This is a genomic window from Schaalia georgiae DSM 6843 (genome assembly GCF_000429245.1).
GTDB lineage: Bacteria > Actinomycetota > Actinomycetes > Actinomycetales > Actinomycetaceae > Pauljensenia > Pauljensenia georgiae.
This window is the reverse complement of the sequence record NZ_KE386870.1, coordinates 155,311-174,803: the sequence shown is the minus strand read 5'-3', so window position 1 is coordinate 174,803 and position 19,493 is coordinate 155,311. Positions and strand designations below refer to the sequence as shown.

The 19,493-nt window shown below is 69.9% G+C and carries 12 protein-coding genes and 1 pseudogene; 9 read left to right on the top strand and 4 right to left on the bottom strand.

From position 1 onward, the window contains the following. Positions 1-264 precede the first annotated feature (264 nt). Complete coding sequence (locus G447_RS0109280; protein WP_026430838.1) at positions 265-1,278, bottom strand: glycosyltransferase family 2 protein; 1,014 nt, start codon at positions 1,276-1,278, stop codon at positions 265-267. Further along, positions 1,275-2,396 (bottom strand): glycosyltransferase family 4 protein, encoded by a 1,122-nt coding sequence (locus tag G447_RS0109275; RefSeq protein WP_026430837.1) that lies wholly within the window; start codon positions 2,394-2,396, stop codon positions 1,275-1,277. Before G447_RS0109275 ends, G447_RS0109280 begins: the two co-directional genes overlap by 4 nt. 241 nt (positions 2,397-2,637) lie before the next feature. Here G447_RS0109275 and G447_RS0109270 point away from each other — a divergent pair, with 241 nt between their 5' ends. The 8 genes from G447_RS0109270 to G447_RS0109235 all read left to right on the top strand — a co-directional run bounded on the left by G447_RS0109270 (position 2,638) and on the right by G447_RS0109235 (position 14,551). Then, the gene (locus tag G447_RS0109270) at positions 2,638-3,744 is read left to right on the top strand and encodes a glycosyltransferase family 4 protein (RefSeq protein WP_207382549.1); all 1,107 of its coding nucleotides are present in this window, start codon (positions 2,638-2,640) and stop codon (positions 3,742-3,744) included. A gap of 116 nt (positions 3,745-3,860) precedes the next feature. Further along, positions 3,861-5,672 carry a DUF2142 domain-containing protein gene (locus G447_RS11495; RefSeq protein ID WP_424141094.1) on the top strand — a complete coding sequence of 604 codons (1,812 nt, stop codon included), beginning with the start codon at positions 3,861-3,863 and terminating at the stop codon, positions 5,670-5,672. Between the two features lie 1,264 nt (positions 5,673-6,936). Beyond that, on the top strand, positions 6,937-8,748 hold the full coding sequence (locus G447_RS0109260) for a phosphotransferase (RefSeq protein ID WP_026430835.1): 1,812 nt from the start codon (positions 6,937-6,939) through the stop codon (positions 8,746-8,748). Then, positions 8,745-9,746 (top strand): DMT family transporter, encoded by a 1,002-nt coding sequence (locus tag G447_RS0109255; protein WP_005867265.1) that lies wholly within the window; start codon positions 8,745-8,747, stop codon positions 9,744-9,746. The genes G447_RS0109260 and G447_RS0109255 overlap by 4 nt, the downstream gene beginning before the upstream one ends. Positions 9,747-9,787: 41 nt before the next feature. Continuing rightward, the gene (locus tag G447_RS0109250; RefSeq protein ID WP_005867269.1) at positions 9,788-10,654 is read left to right on the top strand and encodes a LicD family protein; all 867 of its coding nucleotides are present in this window, start codon (positions 9,788-9,790) and stop codon (positions 10,652-10,654) included. 13 nt (positions 10,655-10,667) lie between these two features. Then, entirely contained in the window at positions 10,668-11,597 is a 930-nt protein-coding gene (locus G447_RS0109245; protein WP_026430834.1) for a LicD family protein, read from the top strand. Continuing rightward, complete coding sequence (locus G447_RS11490; protein ID WP_051226306.1) at positions 11,590-13,155, top strand: lipopolysaccharide biosynthesis protein; 1,566 nt, start codon at positions 11,590-11,592, stop codon at positions 13,153-13,155. The genes G447_RS0109245 and G447_RS11490 overlap by 8 nt, the downstream gene beginning before the upstream one ends. Before the next feature lie 61 nt (positions 13,156-13,216). Further along, positions 13,217-14,551, top strand: coding sequence for a glycosyltransferase family 4 protein (locus G447_RS0109235; RefSeq protein WP_026430832.1), 1,335 nt, complete (start codon positions 13,217-13,219; stop codon positions 14,549-14,551). 576 nt (positions 14,552-15,127) lie between these two features. On the opposite strand, the gene G447_RS0109230 is transcribed toward G447_RS0109235, so the two are convergent. Both G447_RS0109230 and G447_RS0109225 read right to left on the bottom strand, forming a co-directional pair. Beyond that, a complete protein-coding gene (locus G447_RS0109230; RefSeq protein ID WP_026430831.1) occupies positions 15,128-16,744 on the bottom strand; it encodes an MFS transporter in 1,617 nt (538 codons plus the stop codon). Positions 16,745-17,048: 304 nt separating this feature from the next. Next, positions 17,049-18,551, bottom strand: a complete 1,503-nt coding sequence (locus tag G447_RS0109225) for a CoA-acylating methylmalonate-semialdehyde dehydrogenase (RefSeq protein ID WP_026430830.1) — start codon at positions 18,549-18,551, stop codon at positions 17,049-17,051. A 385-nt stretch (positions 18,552-18,936) separates the two neighbouring features. Between G447_RS0109225 and G447_RS12425 the strand changes: the two are divergent. Then, a pseudogene (locus G447_RS12425) lies at positions 18,937-19,493 on the top strand (hypothetical protein); the annotation flags it as partial.

Genomic DNA, 19,493 nt, shown 5'->3' with positions numbered 1-19,493 from the left:
CCACTGCCCGTCATTGATCAACCACAACCGAGACACGCCGCCCTCCTCCCTCCACACACCCCTTCATAGACACGCCCAGGCACTCGTCACCCGGGGCCGCGGCGCCCTTCCGCGCGTGGCGAGCGGTATTGGGGTAGGAAACCACCGATTGGGGTAGGCAAATCGCCTACCCCAATGACCCGTTGCCTACCCCAATGCTGGCCCGCGACCGTCCGAGGCCGTCCCGCACCCGCCCGAGGCCGGCCTGTGACCGCGCGGGCGCCACTACCCGCGGCGCCTGCGCCGGCGCGCCCGCAGCGCCCTCGGCATCCCCGCCAGCCCCTCGCGGACCCCCCGGGCGCCGGGGCCCCGGAACCCCGCCCGGGCGGCGCGGACGAGGGAGCGCGCCAGGGCCGAGACCACCACGCGCGCTGGGGCGTGCTCGGCGGCCACGACCAGGCGGTTGCGGGCGTTGACGCGGATGAACATCGGCGAGCCGGTGCCCGACGAGGCCGCGTGGTCGTGGCGCGCGACGGCTCCGCTCACGTAGGCGGCCGCGTAGCCCGCCTCGCGCAGCCTCCAGGACAGGTCCGTGTCCTCGTAGTACATGAACAGGTCGGTGCGGATCCCCCCGACTGCCTCCCACGCCCGGCGGGAGACGGCGCAGGCCCCGCCGCACACGCCGAAGACGCCGACGGGGGCGTCCAGGCCGCGCGCGGGGGAGAGCCAGTCCCGGTCGTAGCCGTTGCCGGAGGCATCGACGAGGTTTCCGGTGGAGTTGACCAGGACGGCCCCCTCCCCCGCCTCGTCGTCGTCCAGGCGCGTCCACCGGGCGCCGTCGCGGGCCACCAGGTGGGGGCGGTCCTCGCCGTCGGCCAGCGGCCTCCACGTGCCGCTGAGCAGGATGAGGGCTGTGGTGGCCCCCACCTCGGCCCCCCCGCGGGTGGTGCCCAGGGGGGCCAGCAGCGCGTCCAAGTACCCGTCGTCCACGGTGGCGTCGTTGTTGAGCAGGGCGATGGCGTCCTCGTCGGCCCCTCCGGCCCCCGCTGCGACGCCCGCGCCGAAACCGGCGTTGACGGGGTTCTCGACGAGGCTCACGCGCGCCCCGGCGGCGGCTCCGCGCAGAGCGTCCAGTCCCCCGCTGATGACGGCGGCGGAGTCGTCGCCCGACCCGTTGTCCACGAGGACCAGGTGGTCGCCGCTGCCCAGTTGGGGCGCGATGGACCGGGCGGCCCGCAGGGTGAGGGCGGGGTTGCGCCAGTTCACGATGATGACGCGGACGGTGGGGCGCGCGCTCATCGCACCAAGTCCTGGTAGACGGCGGCGTGGGCGCGGGCCGATTCCTCCCATGTGAACAGCGACGCCCGCTCGCGCCCGGCCGCGGCGAGGCGGTCGTGGTCCGCGCCCGCCGCCGCCGCGAGCGCCTCGGCGAGGGCACCGGCGTCCACCGGGTCGACGAGCAGTCCCGCGTCGCCGGCGACCTCCTCCATGCACGTGCCCGCCGAGGTGACCACGGGGGCGCCGTGCGCCATTGCCTCCAGAACGGGCAGGCCGAAGCCCTCCCAGATGGAGGGGAATGTGAATGCGCGCGCGCCCGCGTAGGCGGCGGCCAGGTCGGCGTCGCCCAAGCGCCCCAGGACGTGGAGGCGCCCGGCGGGGATCTCCTCGGCCAGGGAGGCCTCCTCGGTGGCGTCCTCGCCCCATCCGGCTGGGCCCACCAGGACCAGGTCGAGGTCCGAGGCGGGGGCCAGGCGCGCGAAGGCGCGCAGCAGGGTGGGCAGGTTCTTGCGGGGCTCGCGGGTGCCGACCCACAGGATGTAGGGGCGCGTGAGGGAGTGGGCCTCCTGGAACGCCCGGACCTGGTCCGCACTGGCCGGGGTGTGGGTGAGACCGTGGGGGATCACCGTGATCCTCGCCGCGTCGAGGCCTGCCGCGACGCAGTCGTCCGCGGTGGCCCTGCTGGGGACGATGATGGCGCCAGCGCGCCGCCGTGTCTTGTCCAGGGCGCGGCGGAAGTAGGCGTTGCCGTGGCGGGTGAAGTGCGCGGGGTCGCGCACGAAGGCGACGTCGTGGACGGTGACCGCCAGGGGCTTGGACGTGGGGGGGATCGCCCACGTGGTCGCGTGAACGGCGTCCGCCTCACCGGAGGGCCCTGCCACCATGCGGTCCACTCCCGGCGCGCCCGCGCGGTCCCACGCCGCGTAGAGCAGGCGCCTGGGCAGGCGGGAGTTGACGACGGGGATGGTGAGGCCGACCGAGGCGGGGGCCGGCCCGCCCCTCCCGTGGGCTGCCGCGATCCCGAGGGCGTGCGCGCCCGCTGCGCCCAGGCGGGAGGCGACCTCGACGATGTACCTGCCCGATCCCCCGGGCACGGGCTGCCACATTTGTTCGACCACCAGGGCGACTCTGACGCTCATGCCCCAAGGGTATCGAATGGGGCGGCCGCGCGGGCAGGGCACCCGCGACCGGCTAGGCCCCGCCCTTGCGCGCGGGCGGCCTCGTCGCGGTCATCCACGCGGAAAAGGCAAGGCGCGGGGCACGGGACCGGTGGCTCACCTAGTAGCATGGTTCCAACCGATCGCCCCACAGTTAGGTAGGACTGCCGTGGCCCCCTCCGCCGACTTCTCGGTCTCCCCCTCCCGACCCGTCCGCGTCCTCATGGACGGGACCGCGATCCCCGCGGACCTGGGCGGCGTCGGCAGGTACGTGGACGACCTGGTCCCAGAACTGGTCGCCGAGGGCGCCGACCTGACGATGGTCGTGCAGGCCCGCGACGCCGAGCACTTCTCGAAGAGGGTCCCGAGCGCCCGGGTCATCGCGGTCCCCCGGCGTTTCGAGTCGCGGCCCGCGCGCATGGCCTGGGAGCAGACGGGACTGGCGTCCCTGGTGCGCAAAGTCCGCCCCGACGTGCTGCACTCCCCCCATTACACGTGCCCGCAGTTCCCCGGCGCCCCTGTGGTCATCACATTGCACGACGCGACGTTCTTCTCGCACCCGCAGGCCCACTCGCGGCTCAAGCGCAGGTTCTTCACCCGCGCCATCAAGCGGGCGATCCGGCGTGCGGACGCGCTGGTGGTCCCCTCCGAGGCGACCCGGGACGAGACCATCAAGTACGCGGGCGGGAGCGCCGACCAGTTCTACGTCGCCTACCACGGGGTCGACCGGACGGTCTTCCACCCCGTCGATGACGCGGAGCGCGAGCGCGTCGCCGCCTCCCTGGGGCTGTCCGGGAGGCGCTACGTGGGGTTCCTGGGCACGCTCGAACCCCGGAAGAACGTGCCGAATCTGGTGCGCGGCTGGGTGGAGGCCGTGAGGGACATGGACGACGCGCCCGCCCTCGTGCTCGCCGGCGGGAAGGGCTGGGACGAGGACATCGATCCCGCTCTGGCCCAGGTCCCCAGCGCCCTCACGGTGCTGCGCCCCGGGTACCTGCCCCTGGAGGATCTGCCCGGTTTCCTCTCCGGCTGCGACGTGCTGGCCTACCCTTCGATCGCGGAGGGCTTCGGCCTGCCCGTCCTGGAGGCCATGAGCTGCGGCGCCGCCACCCTGACCACGCGCCTGACCTCCCTGCCCGAGGTGGGAGGGGACGCGGTCGCCTATTGCGGAACCGAACCCGCTTCGATCGCCCGGGAGCTGCGCCAGCTCCTCGACGACCCCGGTCGGCGCGCCGCCCTGGGCGCGGCGGCCATCGAGCGCTCGGGCGAGTTCACATGGAAGCGCGCCGCACAAGTGCACATCGAGGCCTACAAGGCGGCCATGCGATGAGCGGCGGAGCACGTGAAACACCGCGTGAAACAGGCGCCTGCCCCGCAGCCCCCGCCTCGGACGACTGCGGCGGGGGTATCGGCGCACCGGCAACAGCGGATCACGGGGCAGCGCCCGTGACGGACCGGAGCGCAGAGCCCGCCTCGTGCCCCGACGCCACACCGCCTGTGCGACGCGCGTGGATCCTGCCCGGGATCATCGCCCTTCTGGTCGCCATGACGGGGATCGCATGGGCGGTCTCCTCGCCTGTGGGCGCCTCCCCCGACGACGACTACCACTTGGGCGCGATCTGGTGCCCCCCGCCCGTCGACTCCACCGGGTGCCGCATCACGACCATCGACGGGAAGAAAGCCGTCGGCGTGCCCCAGAGCCTCGAGAAGAAGAACGTCACCTGCTACGCCTTCGACCACGACAATTCGGCGGCGTGCGCTCTGGCGTTCTCGGACGAGGCGCCCGGGGCCACCTTGCGGTGGGACGACGGGAACTACCCGTGGGGCTACTACCAGTTCCAGCACCTGCTGGTCGGCTCTGACACGGCGCGGTCCGTGCTGGCGATGCGCCTCGTAAACACGATGATCGCTTTGGCGCTCATGGGCGCGATCGTGTTGCTCGCCGACACGGCGCTGCGCCTCAGCCTGGGGGTGGCCCTGGTCACGGGCTGGGTGCCGATGGGCCTGTACTTCGTCACCTCCCTGAACCCGTCGTCGTGGGCGATGACGGGGACGCTCGCCTTCACCGCCGGACTGCTGGGGGCGTCCCGCTCCAGCGGATGGCGCCGTTGGGGGCTGGACGCCTGCGCGGCCGCGGGCGCGGTCCTGGCGTGCACGTCGCGCGGGGACAGCGCCTTCTACATGCTCGTGTGCACCGTGGCCCTCGCTTTCGCAGTCCCATGGAGCCGCTCCCTGGTCCGCGAGGCGGCGCTCGCCGTGGTGGCAAGCGGCGCGGGCACGTGGATCATGGCGCACACGAGGGTCGCGGGCCTCAACCTGGCGGGCGAGGTCGAGAACAACGGCCTGTCGACGCTGTCGATCGCGTGGATGAACATCAAGGCCCTGCCCGACTACTTGAAGGGGTTCACAGGGCACGGCATCGGCCCGGGCTGGAACGACGTGTCCTACGGGGGCACCGTCGAGCGCCTCGCGGGCCTGGTCGTCGTGGTGGTGCTGGTCGTGGGGGCGTGGCGCATGTCATGGCGGCGCTTCCTCAGCACCGGGGCCGTCATGGGCGCGATCTGCGGCGTCCCCGTGGTCATCGGCATCCGGGGGCACTTCTCCAACGTCGAGTTCTACCAGCCCCGGTACATGCTGCCGCTTTTCGCCGTCGCCGTGCTGCTGTGGATCACCCCCGCTCGCGCTGACGGCGGCCGCGTCCCCGCTGCGGGGGCGCGTGCGGAACTGCGACCCGACCACCCCCACTGCGACCCGACCGCCCCCACTGCCGGGGCGCGTGGCCAGGACCCCACCGACGCCAAGGCCGCGTCGGGATCGCCCCGGAGCACGGAGAGCGGCCGCGCGCCCTTGGGAGGAGCGCACGGCGCCGACGAGGCGGGGGCCGCCACTGCCAGCTCCCCGCCCCTCGCGGGAACCGCCGGTGGTGGGGTGTCCCGGCGCACCCGGTTCGGCGGACGCCTCGACGACTGGTTCGCCCACGTTGTCCGCTTCGGCGCCCCGGCGGCCGCGGCGGTGGTCGCGCTCATGCACTCCTACGCCCTTTACCTGGTCCTCGAGCGCTACACGATGGGTCGGACACCGCACGCCATGCCCTTCGACCTGGGAATGCAGAACTTGAACGCGGTGCACGAGTGGTGGTGGCCCTCGGCCCCCATCGGCCCGATGACGATGTGGGCTATAGGCGCCCTCGCCTTCACGGGCGCCCTGGCGTGCGCGGTGTGGGAGGCGCTGCGGCGCTCACGCGGCGCTCGTGCTTGAGATGCTTCCGCGCTTTCGAGGCGGCTGCGCGCATTCGAGCCGGTTCCGCGGAGGGCGGGTCGGCCGGCCGCCCGCCAGGGGCGCTCCCGCGCGTTCGAGGCCGTTGCGCGGATTCGAGCCGGTTCCGAGCTCAAATCGGTTCCGCGGATTCGAGGCGCGCACGACAGGACCTATCGGGCAGCTCAGCAACCGGCAGACGGTTCTGCGGGGTCGAGGCGCGTCTGAGTAGTCCGTTTTGCAAGCGTTACCGAGTTCTCAAAGGGAAACTTCGCCCGCAGCGCGGGCACGGCAAGCAGTTTTGCAAGCGAAGCGGAGTTTTCAAAGGGATATCGTCACTTTGCAAGTGTTATAACGCTTGCAAAGTGTTGTATCCCTGTGAAAGCGGAGGTATCGCTGTGAAAACGGGGCCGATACGCGGAGTGCCCGTGACAGTACCCGGGGCGCGGACCAGTACTAATGGCCCACCAGCCGCCGCCAGCGCCTCCACCACGGGCACTTCCGAGCCCGGCCGCAACATTGGGGCAGGTTAGTCCGCATTGGGGCAGGTTAACCCACATTGGGGCAGGTTATTAACCTGCCCCAATGACCCTTTACCTACCCCAATGCTGGCCCGCACCCCTCAGCGGCACACATCGGGTCCAGCACGTAACCCCGTTGCCCACCCCAATGCTCGCCCGCACCCCTCAGCGGCACACATCGGGTCCAGCACGTAACCCCGTTGCCCACCCCAATGCTGGCCCGCGCCCCTTGGGTCAGATCCTTTGGTGCGGGGAAGCGGCCGAGTGGTTCCTTCGAGCGCGGCCATGCGACGGGCGCGAGCATGGCGTCCTGCGGAGACTGGGGTCGAGACACGATTCAATGAGGACGCCCGGGCCGAGGCAGCTGCGGCCTCTGCATGGCGCCCCCGCCGGAACCCCAGCGGGCGTTCGGGCCCACGCCCGGCACCGCACCCGCACAGCCCTCCCGTCCAAGGCGGACCCGGCTCCTCCTCGCCGAGGGCCATGGGGACACCGCGTATCCCGTGCCGGTCAGATCCTCTGGTGCGGGGAAGCGGTTGTGTGCTCCCTTCGGATCGGGCCCGCACTACGAAGTGGCTCCCAACAGCCCACGACCGCATCCCCGCCCCACCGGGTCGGTCCCAGCACCGCAGAGCACCGCCCGGGACCCCGCACGAACGTATCACACACAGCCGTGTTCACTTTTTGTTCCACCCATGCTACGATCGAACATGCTGCAATCGAATCCACTACTGAACGGATTGCTTATGTCCCTGACAGGAGTCGGCGAGCTCACCGCCTCGCAATTCAATGTCCTCTACACCCTGCTCCGCGCGGGCGCGCCCCTCACCCAACGCGCGATCCGCGAGGCCACAGGCATGAGCCTCGGCCGCGTGAACACCGCGATCCGCGAGTGCGAGGCCGCGGGGCTCATCTCCGAGCGCACCCTCACCCCCGCCGGGGAGCGGGCCCTGGAGCCCTACCGCGTCAAGAGCGCCGTGATCATGGCCGCCGGACTGTCCTCGCGTTTCGCCCCCATCTCCTACGAGCGCCCCAAGGGCACCCTGAAAGTGCGCGGCGATGTCCTGGTCGAGCGCCAGATCCGCCAACTCCGCGAGGCGGGCATCACAGACATCGCAGTGGTCGTGGGCTACAAGAAGGAGTACTTCTTCTACCTCGCGGAGAAGTTCGGCGTCGACATCGTCGTCAACGAGGAGTACGCGACGCGCAACAACAACGGCTCCCTGTGGAGCGTCCGCAAGCGCCTCGACAACACCTACGTGTGCTCCTCCGACGACTACTTCACTGAGAACCCCTTCGAGTCGCACGTCTTCCAGTCCTACTACTCCGCGAACTACGCGGCGGGCCCCACCCCCGAGTGGTGCATCAAGGTGGGCACGGGCGACCGGATCACGGGGGCGACGGTCGGCGGCGCCGACGCGTGGGTGATGCTCGGCCACGTGTACTTCGACAGGGCGTTCTCCCAGCGCTTCCGCGCCATCCTGGAGGAGGTGTACTCCCAGCCGGAGACGGCGGCGAAACTGTGGGAGTCGATCTACCTGGACCACGTCAAGGAACTGGACATGGTCATCCGCCGCTACCCGGACGGGGTGATCCACGAGTTCGACTCCGTGGACGAGCTGCGCTCCTTCGACCCGCTTTTCATGGAGAACGTCGACTCCGAGGTCTTCGACCACATCACGCAGGCGCTCGGGGTGATGAAGTCCGAGATCCACGACTTCTACCCGCTCAAGCAGGGGATCACGAACCTCTCGTGCCATTTCTCGGTCAACGACGGCGAGTACGTGTACCGCCACCCGGGGATCGGCACGAACAAGATCGTGAACCGCGACGCCGAGTTCGCCGCACTCCGCCTGGCCCGCGACCTGGGGATCGACCGCACGTTCATCACGGGCGACCCCGAGGCCGGGTGGAAGATCTCGCGCTTCATCCCCGGCGTGCGCAACCTGGACGTGACGAACGACGAGGAGCTTCGCCGCGCCATGGAGATGGACCGGAACCTGCACAACTCGGGGATGGTGCTCGAACGCTCCTTCGATTTCATCTCCGAAGCACTGGCCTACGAGCGCCTCCTGGAGGACTTCGGCCCCATCGACGTGCCCGGCTACGGCGAGCTCCGTGAGAAGGTCATGCGCCTGAAGGCGTTCGCGGACGAGGACGGTTTCGACCGCGCCCCCTCGCACAACGATTTCTTCCCGCCCAACTTCCTGGTCGACTCCGACGGCCACATCGACCTCATCGACTGGGAGTACGCGGGGATGAGCGATGTCGCCGCCGACTTCGGGACGATGACGGTGTGCACGGCGGAGATGGACGAGGCGCGGGTCGGCCGCGCCCTCGAGTACTACTTCGGGCGCACGCCCACGGAGGCGGAGCACCGCCACTTCCGCGCCTATGAGGTGTTCGCCGGCTGGTGCTGGTACGTGTGGGCGCTGGTGAAGGAGGCCGAGGGCGACGACGTCGGTGAATGGCTCTTCATCTACTACTCCCACGCGGTGCGCAATACTGATTCCCTGCTCGCCCAGTACGAGGCGGCCCGTTCCCAGGAAGGACGATGATCACGATGAACTGCTCACGAGGAGGGCGCCGCTACGGCATATTCTCCGGGGCCCTGTGGGGCCTGGACACGGTTGTTCTGGCGATCGCGCTGACGATGGCCCCGTTCCTGGACTTCGGGCAGTCCGCGCTGGCCGGCGCAGTGCTCCACGACGTGGGGTGCGCCCTGGTCCTGCTGGTGTACATGGGTGTCCGAGGGCGCCTGGCGGACACGTGGCGGGCGCTGGGCACGCGCTCGGGCCGCTCTGTCGTCCTCGCCGCCCTGCTGGGCGGCCCCATCGGGATGAGCGGCTACCTGATCGCCATCGACAACATCGGCCCGGGGCTGACGGCGATCATCTCGACGTTCTACCCGGCGGTGGGCACCTTCCTGGCGTTCTTGCTGCTCAAGGAGCGGATGCGGCCCCGGCAGATCCTGGCGCTGCTGGTGGCCCTGGGCGCGATCGTCATCACCGGCTGGTCGGCCACCTCGGATCCCGTGGAGGGCGGCAACGCCGTCCTGGGCGTCGTGGCAGCCCTGGCGTGCGTGGTCGGCTGGGGCTCCGAGGCGGTGATCCTGGCGTGGGGCATGCGCGACGACCTCGTGGACAACGAGACGGCGCTGCAGATCCGCGAGACCACGTCGGGCCTGGTCTACCTGCTGGTGGTCGCCCCGATCGCCGGAGTGTTCGGTTTCACTCTCCATGCGGTCCCGACGCTGGGTACGGGCGTGGTGGCCCTGGCCGCCCTGGCGGGCACGGCCTCGTACCTGTTCTACTACAAGGCGATCTCGGCGATCGGGGCGTCGCGGGGCATGGCGCTCAACATCTCGTACTCGGCGTGGGCGATCATCTTCGCCCTGCTGCTGCAGAAGACCGTGCCCTCGCCCGTTCAGATCGTGTGCTGCGCGGTGATCCTGGTCGGCACTGTGCTGGCGGCGACCCCGGACTGGGGAGAGCTGCTGCCGCGCAAGGGCCGCAAGGCGGACCTGGCCACGGTCCCCGGAGCCGGGCAGGTGTGAGAAGATAGCGGAGCCGCCGATCGCCCGACCCAGGAGGCCCCATGGCCGATGAAACCCAGGACTTGAAGAAGGTCCAGTGGTTGCTGACCCGGATCTTGGAGGAGCTGGACCGCGTGTGCCGCGCCATCGGCGTTGAGTACGCGGTGTACGGGGGGACGGCGATCGGCGCGGTCCGCCACGGGGGGTTCATCCCGTGGGACGACGACATCGACGTGATGATGACGCGGGAGCACTACGAGCGCTTCCTCGCCGAGGCGCCCGCCGTCATGGATCCGCGCTTCCGTTTGGACAACACGCGCACCCGTGACGACTTCCCCTTCATGTTCACGAAAATGGTGGTCCCGGGCACACTGCTGGTCCCCGAGGCGGACAAGGACGCGGTGTACCGCATGCCGTTCTTCCTGGACATCCTGCCTTTGGACGCGATCCCGGACGACGGGGCGGCCTTCAAGGCCATGTCTCGGCGCTCGTGGTGGTGGGGCAGGCTGCTGTTCGTGCGCGGGACCCCCCGCCCGCACCTGGTGGGGGTGTCCGGCGCGAAGCGGGCGCTGATCTTCACGGCGACGACGCTGGCGCACTACGCCCTGCGCCTCGTGGGGGCGACTCCGAGGCGCCTGCAGGCCCGGTGGGAGCGCGCGGTGCGCTCCCACGAGGCGGACGGGGGCGGAGCGATGGCCGATTTCACCATGCGCGACCCGGAGAACTGGATCGTGCGCCACGAGGAGTTCTTCCCCACCCGGGACATCGCCTTCGAGGACATCACTGTGAAGATCCAGAACCGTTACGACGACCTGCTGCGCCGCGGCTACGGCGACTACATGCGGATCCCCCCCGAGTCCGAGCGCTACAACCACGAGGCGGCGGAGATCGACTTCGGCCCCTACGCGGACGGTTTCCCGCCCCGTTGACCGAGAGGACACCATGCACTCCTACGACCCGCCGGCCCTGGCGGCGGTCCAGACGGTGACGAAGCGCGTGCTCGCCGAGATCGACCGCGTGTGCGCGATCCTGGGCGTCCGTTACACCGCCTACGGCGGCACAGCCATCGGCGCGGTGCGCCACCAGGGCTTCATCCCCTGGGACGACGACGGCGACGTGTGCATGCCCCGCGAGGACTACGAGCGTTTCATCCGTGAGGCGCCCGCAGTGCTGCGCCCGGAGTTCTTCATCGCCTCCCCGCTCAGCGACGCCGACTACCCGATCAGTTTCGGCGTCATCGGCCTGCGGGGCAGCGAGTTCGTGTCCGAGGTCGCCAAGGGCAGGTCGTTCCGCATGCCCATCGGCGTGGACCTGTTCGTGCTGGACGAGATCGCAGAGAACAAGCGGGTCTTCGCCCGCCAGTCCCGGGGCACGTGGCTGTGGGCCAGGCTCATGTTCCTGCGGGGCGTGGGCAATCCACCCACGGGCCTGCCCACCCCGGCCCGCCAGGCGGCCTCCGCGGTCATGCTGGGCGTCCACTTCGCGCTCCGCGCCCTGCGGATCACCGAACGGGGCCTGTACCGCCGGTGGCTGCGCGCGGCCATGCTGGGTGCGAAGAAGAACGCCTCGGCCGCCTCCGGCGCAGCCCCTGCGGACCGCCCCGTCCTGCTCGGCGATTTCTCCACGCGCGACCCGATGCGGTGGAGCGCCACCACCGACGAGCTCTTCCCCGCGCGCGAGGTCCCCTTCGAGGACATCACCATCCGGGTCCCGCGCGACCACGACGCGGTCCTGACCCGCGGCTACGGGGACTACATGCGGGTTCCCGAGGAGTCCGAGCGCGTCAACCACAAGCCCTTCCACATCGTCCTGGGCCCCCACGCCGACGAGTACGGCGAGGCCCCGGACGGGAACGGGGGCAGTGATGAGTGAGGCCACCGCCCCCCGGGGCGCCGAGGGGAGCGGGGCCGCCGAACGCGCCGGGTCCGCGGACGCCGATGCGCGGGCCACCACCTCGGACGCCGCCCTCGACTCGAAGAAGCAACTGGGCCGCGACTACCTGTGGAACACTGCGGCCTCCCTCATGTCGAGCCTCGCGGTGGTCATCATGGGCATCGCGATCACGCGCTCGGGCTCCGACCAGGACTCGGCCCGCCATGCCTACGGGATCTTCACCCTGGCCCTGGCCATCGGGCAGCAGTACCAGACGCTCGGCCTTTACGAGGTCCGCACCTACCACGTGACGGACGTGCGGCGGCGCTTCACGTTCGGCACCTACTTGGCGACCCGGATCATCACGTGCGCCCTCATGGTGGCCTTCATCGTGGGGCACGCGTGGACGAGGGCGTCGGAGTCCTCCCCCCTGCTGGTGGTCGTCTGCCTGGCGCTGCTGAGGATCTTCGACGCCTTCGAGGACGTGTACTACTCGGAGTTCCAGCGCTGCGGACGCCTCGATATCGCGGGGAGGGCCTGCTTCCTGCGGATCTTCGTGACGACCTTCCTGTGGAGCGGCCTGTACTGGGCCACCCAGAGCCTGATGGTGGCGACGCTGGTCACCTTCGGGGTAACGGTCGTGGTGCTGGCGGCGGCCTACGGGCTGCCTGCCCGGGGCCTGTTCCCCCTGCGCCCGGACTGGGGGGCGCGGGCCGTCCGCGGCCTGCTGGTCCAGTGCCTGCCCCTGTTCCTGGCGGCCTTCCTCAACCAGTACCTGGCCAATGCCCCGCGCTACGCCGTCAACGACTTCCTGGGCAGCGCCCCGCTGGGCGACTTCGCGATCATCTACATGCCGGCCGTCGCGATCAACATGCTCTCCCTGTTCGTGTTCCGCCCGCTGCTGACCCGCATCGCGACGCGGTGGGCCGCTGGTGACTGGCCGGGTTTCGCGGCCATGGTGCGCCGGGGGCTCGCCTCGACGGCCTTCGCCTTCGTCGTGGTGGGGGCCGTGACATTCCTGGTGGGCGCCCCGCTGCTGCGCCTCGTCTACGGCATCGACGTGTCCGCCTACCGCATGGAGCTCATGGTCCTGGTCTTCGGCGGCGCCATGAACGCCGCTGGCGTGATCCTCTACTACGCCCTGGCGACGATGCGCCGCCAGAACCTGGTGCTGGTCGCCTACGCGTTGGCCGCGGTGTGCGCGTGGGCGCTGGCCCAGTGGCTGACCCCGCTCCTGGGGATGATGGGCGCGGCGATCAGCTACTCGGGCGCCATGAGCGTCCTGGCGGTCCTCTTCGTCCTGTTCATGGTGGGCGGGCGCCGCGCTGTCCTGTCCGGCCGGGCGACGGGCGACGGGGACGGCCCCTCCTCGTCCGCCCCCTCCTCCGACCAGGGCAGCCCCTCCTCGTCCGGGCCGTCCTCCCCGCCTGACGCACCCGCCTCCGATACCATCGTGGAGGGGCCCCCCTCCCCCACCCCCGACGGGCCCGGGACTCCCCCGTCCCGGACCGCTGAGGACCACGGGCCCTGTGACCCGCGGGGAGGGCCGCGGGCATGAGCGGCCCCCGCCTCGTACCCTGGTGCGGGCACGGCACGAGCCCTGAGAAGGAGGTGCGCTGATGGAGCGCACGAAGATCGGGATCTTCATGGAGTTCTACCTGCCCTACTTGGGCGGGATCGAGCGCTACATCGACCGGTTGAGCGCCCAGTTGCGCCACTTGGGCTACGACGTGTTCATTGTGACGTCCTTGTTCGACGAGTCCTTACCGCGTTTCGAGGAGCGCGACGGGATGCGCGTCTACCGGCTCCCCACGAAGGGCCTGTTCAAGCAGCGCTACCCGTTCTTCAAGAGGGACGCGCGCTTCAAGGAGACGATGGCGCGCGTGGAGGCCGAGGCCGCGGACTTCTACATCGTCAACACGCGCTTCCACCTGACCTCCCTGCTGGGGGCGCGCCTGGCGAAGCGCCAGGGCAGGCCCGTCGCCCTCATCGAGCACGGAACGGCGCACATGTCGGTGGGCTCGAAGGTGCTCGACTTCTTCGGGGGGATCTACGAGCACGGGCTCACCCGCTTCGTGAAGCGCAATGTCACCTCGTACTACGGCGTGTCCAAGAACTGCAACAAGTGGCTGCGGCACTTCCGCATCGAGGCGTCGGGCGTGTGGTACAATGCCGTCAACCCCGACGACGCCGCCAAGGCCGACGACCGCTTCGAGGACCGGTGGCCCCGCAGCGGGGCGCAGGGCGCGCGCGCGGAAGAACCGTCAAGCGGGACGGACCCTGTGCGCGAAGCCCCGGCGGGCGGCGCCGCCTCGCCGGACGCCGCAGCGCCAAGCCGAACAGCGTCGGGCGGTTCCGCTCCGGATGGCCCGGACGGCGGCGCCCCGGAGCGCGCGCCGATCGTCATCTCCTACGCGGGGCGCCTCATCGCGGAGAAGGGCGTGGTCGCCCTGCTGGAGGCCTTCACCCGCGTCAGGGACTCCCACCCGGACCTCGACCTGGTCCTCGCAGTCGCCGGCTCGGGCCCCATCGGGGACCAGCTGCGCGCGGAGTACGGGGACAGCGCGGGCGTGGAGTTCCTGGGAACCCTGGACTTCCCCGCCGTCATGAGCCTGTACCGCCGCACCGACGTGTTCGTCTACCCGTCGTTGTACCCCGAGGGCCTGCCCACCTCGATCCTGGAGGCCGGCCTGATGGGGTGCGCCGTGATCGCGACCCCCCGCGGCGGCACGGAGGAGGTCATCATCGACCCGGAGCACGGGTGGGTGGTGGACGGCTCTTCCAGCGCGGAGCTGGCCGACGCCCTCACGACCGCCCTCACCGAGGCGGTGGAGGATCCCGTGCGCCGCGCGGCCTGCGCCGCCGCGGTCCAGCGGCGCGTCCGCGAGGTATTCACATGGCAGTCCGTGGCGCGCGAGGTGTCGGCCGTCGTCGAGGAGGCAGTGTCCCGCTGACAGAACCCAACTCTACGGCGCCGCCCAGTAACGGCGGCTCGGAGGCGCTGCGCGCCGAGCCGATGGATGGGCCCAACTGCGGCACTCGTCCGGCGATGACCGCCTGTGGCCCTGCTCCCCTGCCGAGGGCGGCCGCAGACGCGGCATTTCCCCACGACCTCGATGGCGGCGACAGCCAGGAACCGCTGTGGATCCCACGGCCCGCCGCTGTTCCAAAATGCGTCTGAGTCTGCCCGTTTTCCACCGATTCCGGCCAAAACCACCGAACTCAGACGCTTTTTGGAACACCTAAGCCCTTCGGACCCGACAGCGCAGCGCGCACAACACCGCGATAGGCGCACCAACGCCGATCGCGCCCCTTTTCAACGAACCCGCATCGACCTCAACGGCCAGTCCAGCCTGGCGCACCGACGGCGGACCGCCCCTTCAACGAACCCGCACCCCGCCCCATCAGTCAAGCTGGAGCCGCCCGGGAGCCGTCACTCGACCCTCCTCCGCGCCCACTTGAGGCGGCTCTGAGCCCGCCGATTGCTCACCAGGATCGGCGCCGGGTCCCTCCCCACGTGGGGACCAGGTTCAGGAGTAGTCCTCCTTGAATTTGAGCTCGAGTTCCTCCAGTGAGTGGAGTTTCGTCTCGGGGACGACCTTCCAGTAGAAGAGGAAGGACAGGAAGTTGATGGCCGCGAAGATCGCGTAGGTGCCCGCGCCGCCGACGTTCGCCATGAGCGGCGGGAAGGCGATGGCCACGAGGGCGTTGGCCAGCCACAGGGTGCCGACCGCGATCCCCAGAGCGGTGCCGCGCACGGCCGCCGGGTAGATCTCGGAGACGAGGACCCAGGTGACGGTGCCCGACTGCTTGATGAAGACGAAGACGCAGATGATCGCCAGGACCAGCCACGGCGCGAAGTGGGGAGCGCCCTCGATATTGCCGTCGGCGGTCATGTAGGGACTGATGAAGAAGCCGAAGACGCATGCCAGGGCGGCCAGGGAGATCGTGATGCCGAGCTCTTGGTACATGCCGACGTGGCGCCTGGCGAACCTGGCCACCAGCCACAGGCCGCACGCGGAGCCGATGAAGGAGATCGCCCCGGACACGACGTTGAGGGAGATGGCGTCCTCTATGGGCACTCCCGCCGCGGAGAGGATCTTCGGGGTGTAGTACATGGCCGTGTTGATGCCCGTGAGCTGGTCGGCCAGGCCCAGCACGATGCCGATGTACAGCAGTTTCCTCGCCCATTTGATCTTGAGGATCTGGACCAGCGACCATTTCTCCTGCTCGGCCTCAAAGCGCTGGACCGCGAGCATCTCGTTGACCTCGTCGGCGATGTCGTCGCGCTTCTCGTCGCGCACGCGCTTGAGGGAGCCGATGGACTCGGCGATGCGCAGGTTGGCGGCGTACCAGCGGGAGGACTCGGGCATCATGCGGATGCCGACCCACAGGGCGATGGCAGGCAGGGAGCACAGGACGAGCATGTAGCGCCACGTCATGCCGTTGCCGGTGTCGGTGATCTGGGCGAGGTTGGTGGCGTGCCTGACGGTCTCCCAGGCGACGTCGGCGCCCGCGTGGGCCAGGACCGCGCCGTTCTCGTCGATGGCGTCGGCCGTGATGTGCAGCGTCGGACCGCCGTTCCAGCGGGCCAGGAGCGCGTTCATGGAGAAGGCCAGGAACTGGCCGAAGACGATCATCATCTGGTCGGTGGCCACCAGCACGCCCCGCAGGCGCTTGGGCGCGGTCTCGCCCAGGAACACGGGGACCGTGGCGGAGGCGCCGCCCACTGCGAAACCGAGGACGACGCGGGCCAGGTACAGGACCCAGATACTGGGGGCGATGGCGCAGCCGAGCGCGCCGAAGAAGAAGATGATGGCGAGCAGGGTGATGTTGTGGCGGCGGCCGTACCGGTCGGAGAGGCTTCCGCCGAAGAAGGCGCCCAGCGCGGCTCCGATGCACAGCAGGCCGCCGACCCAGCCCTCCTCCCACGTCGTCATGGCCAGGCCGCCGGCGCCGCCGGGCATGTACATGTACGGCAGCGCTCCGGCCACAACGCCAGTGTCGTAGCCGAACAGCAGGGACCCCAGGGTGGCGACCGCGGCTATGGCGCCCAGGGAGCGCTTCTTGCCCGACGGCGGAGTCGAGGCGACGAGTCCGCGCACTGTGTCGGGCGTGTAGTCGTCGATCGTCTTTCCGGTTGACATGTCATTTCCTTTCCTCCCCTCCGTCGGGGCGAGGAGTTGGCCCCGGCCACGTGGCCGGAGTCGCTGTGGGGACGGCTGACCATTGCGCCTGATCCGTGCGCCCCGGATGCCCGTTAGCCTACGGCCCCCTCCCACCAGATCAATAGCTTTGACCTGTCAAACTTTCATATACGGCAAATTATATGGAACTGAACACTGAGGCAACCTACACTATCACAGCATTTTGGGACACTGATCCCGTTATTTGTTCGGACAAAAAGGGGGTGGTGCGGAATATTCCGCACCACCCCCGCAGGAGCCGGGGTCAGCCGTTCGTCGGGAAGTCCATCCCCACGTAGCCCACCTTCTCGCCCCGCTTGGGCCACCGGCTGGTCACCACCTTCGCGCGCGTGTAGAAGCGCACGCCCTCGGGGCCGTGGATGTGGGTGTCGCCCAGCAGCGACTCCTTCCAGCCACCGAAGGAGTAGTACGCCACCGGCACGGGGATCGGCACGTTGACCCCGACCATCCCCGCCTCGACATCGACGGTGAAGTGGCGCGCGGTGTCGCCGTCCGAGGTGAAGATCGCCGACCCGTTGCCGAACTCGGAGGAGTTGACGATCTCGATGGCCTCCTCGTAGGTGCCGGCGCGCACGACCACCAGCACGGGGCCGAACACCTCCTCGCGGTACACCTGCAGGCCGCGGTCCACTTCGTCCAGGATCGTCGGGCCCAGCCAGAAGCCGTTGGCGAACTCCTCGCCCGCCGGGCGGTAGCAGCGCCCGTCGAGGACCACCCGGGCGCCCGCCGCCTCGGCGTCCGCGATCCACTTCTCGATGCGCTGGAGCGAGGAGCGCGTGATGACTGGCCCCATCTCCGCCCCGGGATCCGTCCCCGGGCCCACGACGATCTTCTCGGCGCGGGCCTTGATGGCGGGGACCAGCCTCTCCTCGACGCCGCCGACGGCGACGATCACCGGCAGCGCCATACAGCGCTGCCCCGCGGCGCCGAAGGCTCCGGCGCTGATGTGCTGGGCGGCGAATTCGATATCCGCGTCCGGCATGACGATCGCATGGTTGTTGGCGCCGCCCAGGGCCTGGACGCGCTTGCCGTGGGACGTGCCCGTGTCCTGGACGACGTGCGCCACCGGCGAGGAGCCGACGAAGCTGATCGCGTCGATGCCGTCGTGGGCGAGGATCCCGCCCACGAGCGCCCGGTCGCCTGCGATGACGTTGAAGAGGCCGTCGGGCAGGCCGGCCTCCTTGTACAGGCGGGCGATGCAGAGCGAGGCGGAGGGCACCAGGGAGGCGACTTTGAGGATGAAGGCGTTGCCCGTGGCCAGCGCGATCGGGTGCATCCACATGGGGACCATGACGGGGAAGTTGAAGGGGGCGATGCCCGCGACCACACCGACCGGCTGGCGGAGCGTGTGGACATCGACGCCCGTGGAGGCCTGGTCGGTGAACTCGCCCTTGAGCGCCGTATTGATCCCGCACGCGAAGTCGACGGTCTCACGCCCCCGGGCGATCTCGCCCAGGGCGTCCCCGTGGGTCTTGCCGCCCTCGCGCACGATGATGTCTGCCAGCTCGTCCTGGTGCTCGATGATGAGCTGGCGGAATTTGAACATGACGTCGACGCGCTTGGCCAGCGGTGTGCGCGCCCACTCGGCCTGGGCCGCGCGCGCGACGGCGACGACGTGGTCGAGGTCGGCGGAGTCCGCCAGGCGCAGTTCGTCGACCACCGCGCCCGTCGCGGGATCCTCCACGGGGAGTGTGCGGGTCGAGGACGCCTGGTACTCGCGGCCGTCCACCCAGAGTTCGATTGCCATTGCGGGACCTTTCATTGTGTTCACCCATGAACATTCGTTTGTCATGACAAAATATAGCACTTTTGCGGGGCCTTTGCCCCGCTGATGCGGGTGCCTTTCGGGCCCTGGGCACAGGGGACGGGGTCGGCAGGAGCACCGCCCGCAGCCCAGGAGCGCGTGTCCGTGGTGCGGATCCGGGTGCGCGCGGTGTTCATCTCGTTGTTGTGGGTGGTGCTCGTTGTCGGGACGGTGGTGAGGGGGGCGGGCGGGTGGTGGATGCCACAGTCCGGTGGGTGTTCTCCAGGTGGGGCGGGGCGGGGTATGGTTACCGGTGTCGGTGCGGTTTGGCATCGGCGTGTTCCATATGGTTCCCCAGTGCGGGGGAGGGAAGGTCGGGGTGTTGGCCATGGGTGTTCAGAAGGTGGTCAAGCAGGCCGGCGGGGCGGGCAAGGGCGGGGACGGTCGGGGGACGTGTTTTGAGCGTCTTCAGGCGGTGGCGGATCTGCACTACGACGACAGCGCCGACGACGCCGCCCACCAGTTGGTCCTGGACAGGATCGGCGCTTGCGAGGAACTGGTGCGCAAGTACGCCCAGACCAATGGGTTCCGCTCCGAGCAGGTGCGCGGCGCGATCGACGAGTGGGCGGGTGCGTTCCTGGCGGACTTGGGGGCGACGCGGGACCAGTTGCGCGACGGGCACGACGTGGTGGTCCAGGCGCGCGGGACGATGCGCCAAGCGCGGGACTTGTTCAACCAGAACGTGTCGCCCGAGTTGCTCACCGGCGCGGAGCGGGGGTGGCGGGCCGCCACAGACGGGGCGGGGGCCGTGGCCTTCTTCGCGGTCCCCGTGGTGGGGGCGGTGGCCATGGTGGCCAGTGAGCTGTACTGGTCGTCCCTGGAGAAGGAGCGGGACAGGGAGAGGGAGGAGTACTGCCAGAACGTGCTCGACCAGATGAACACCTC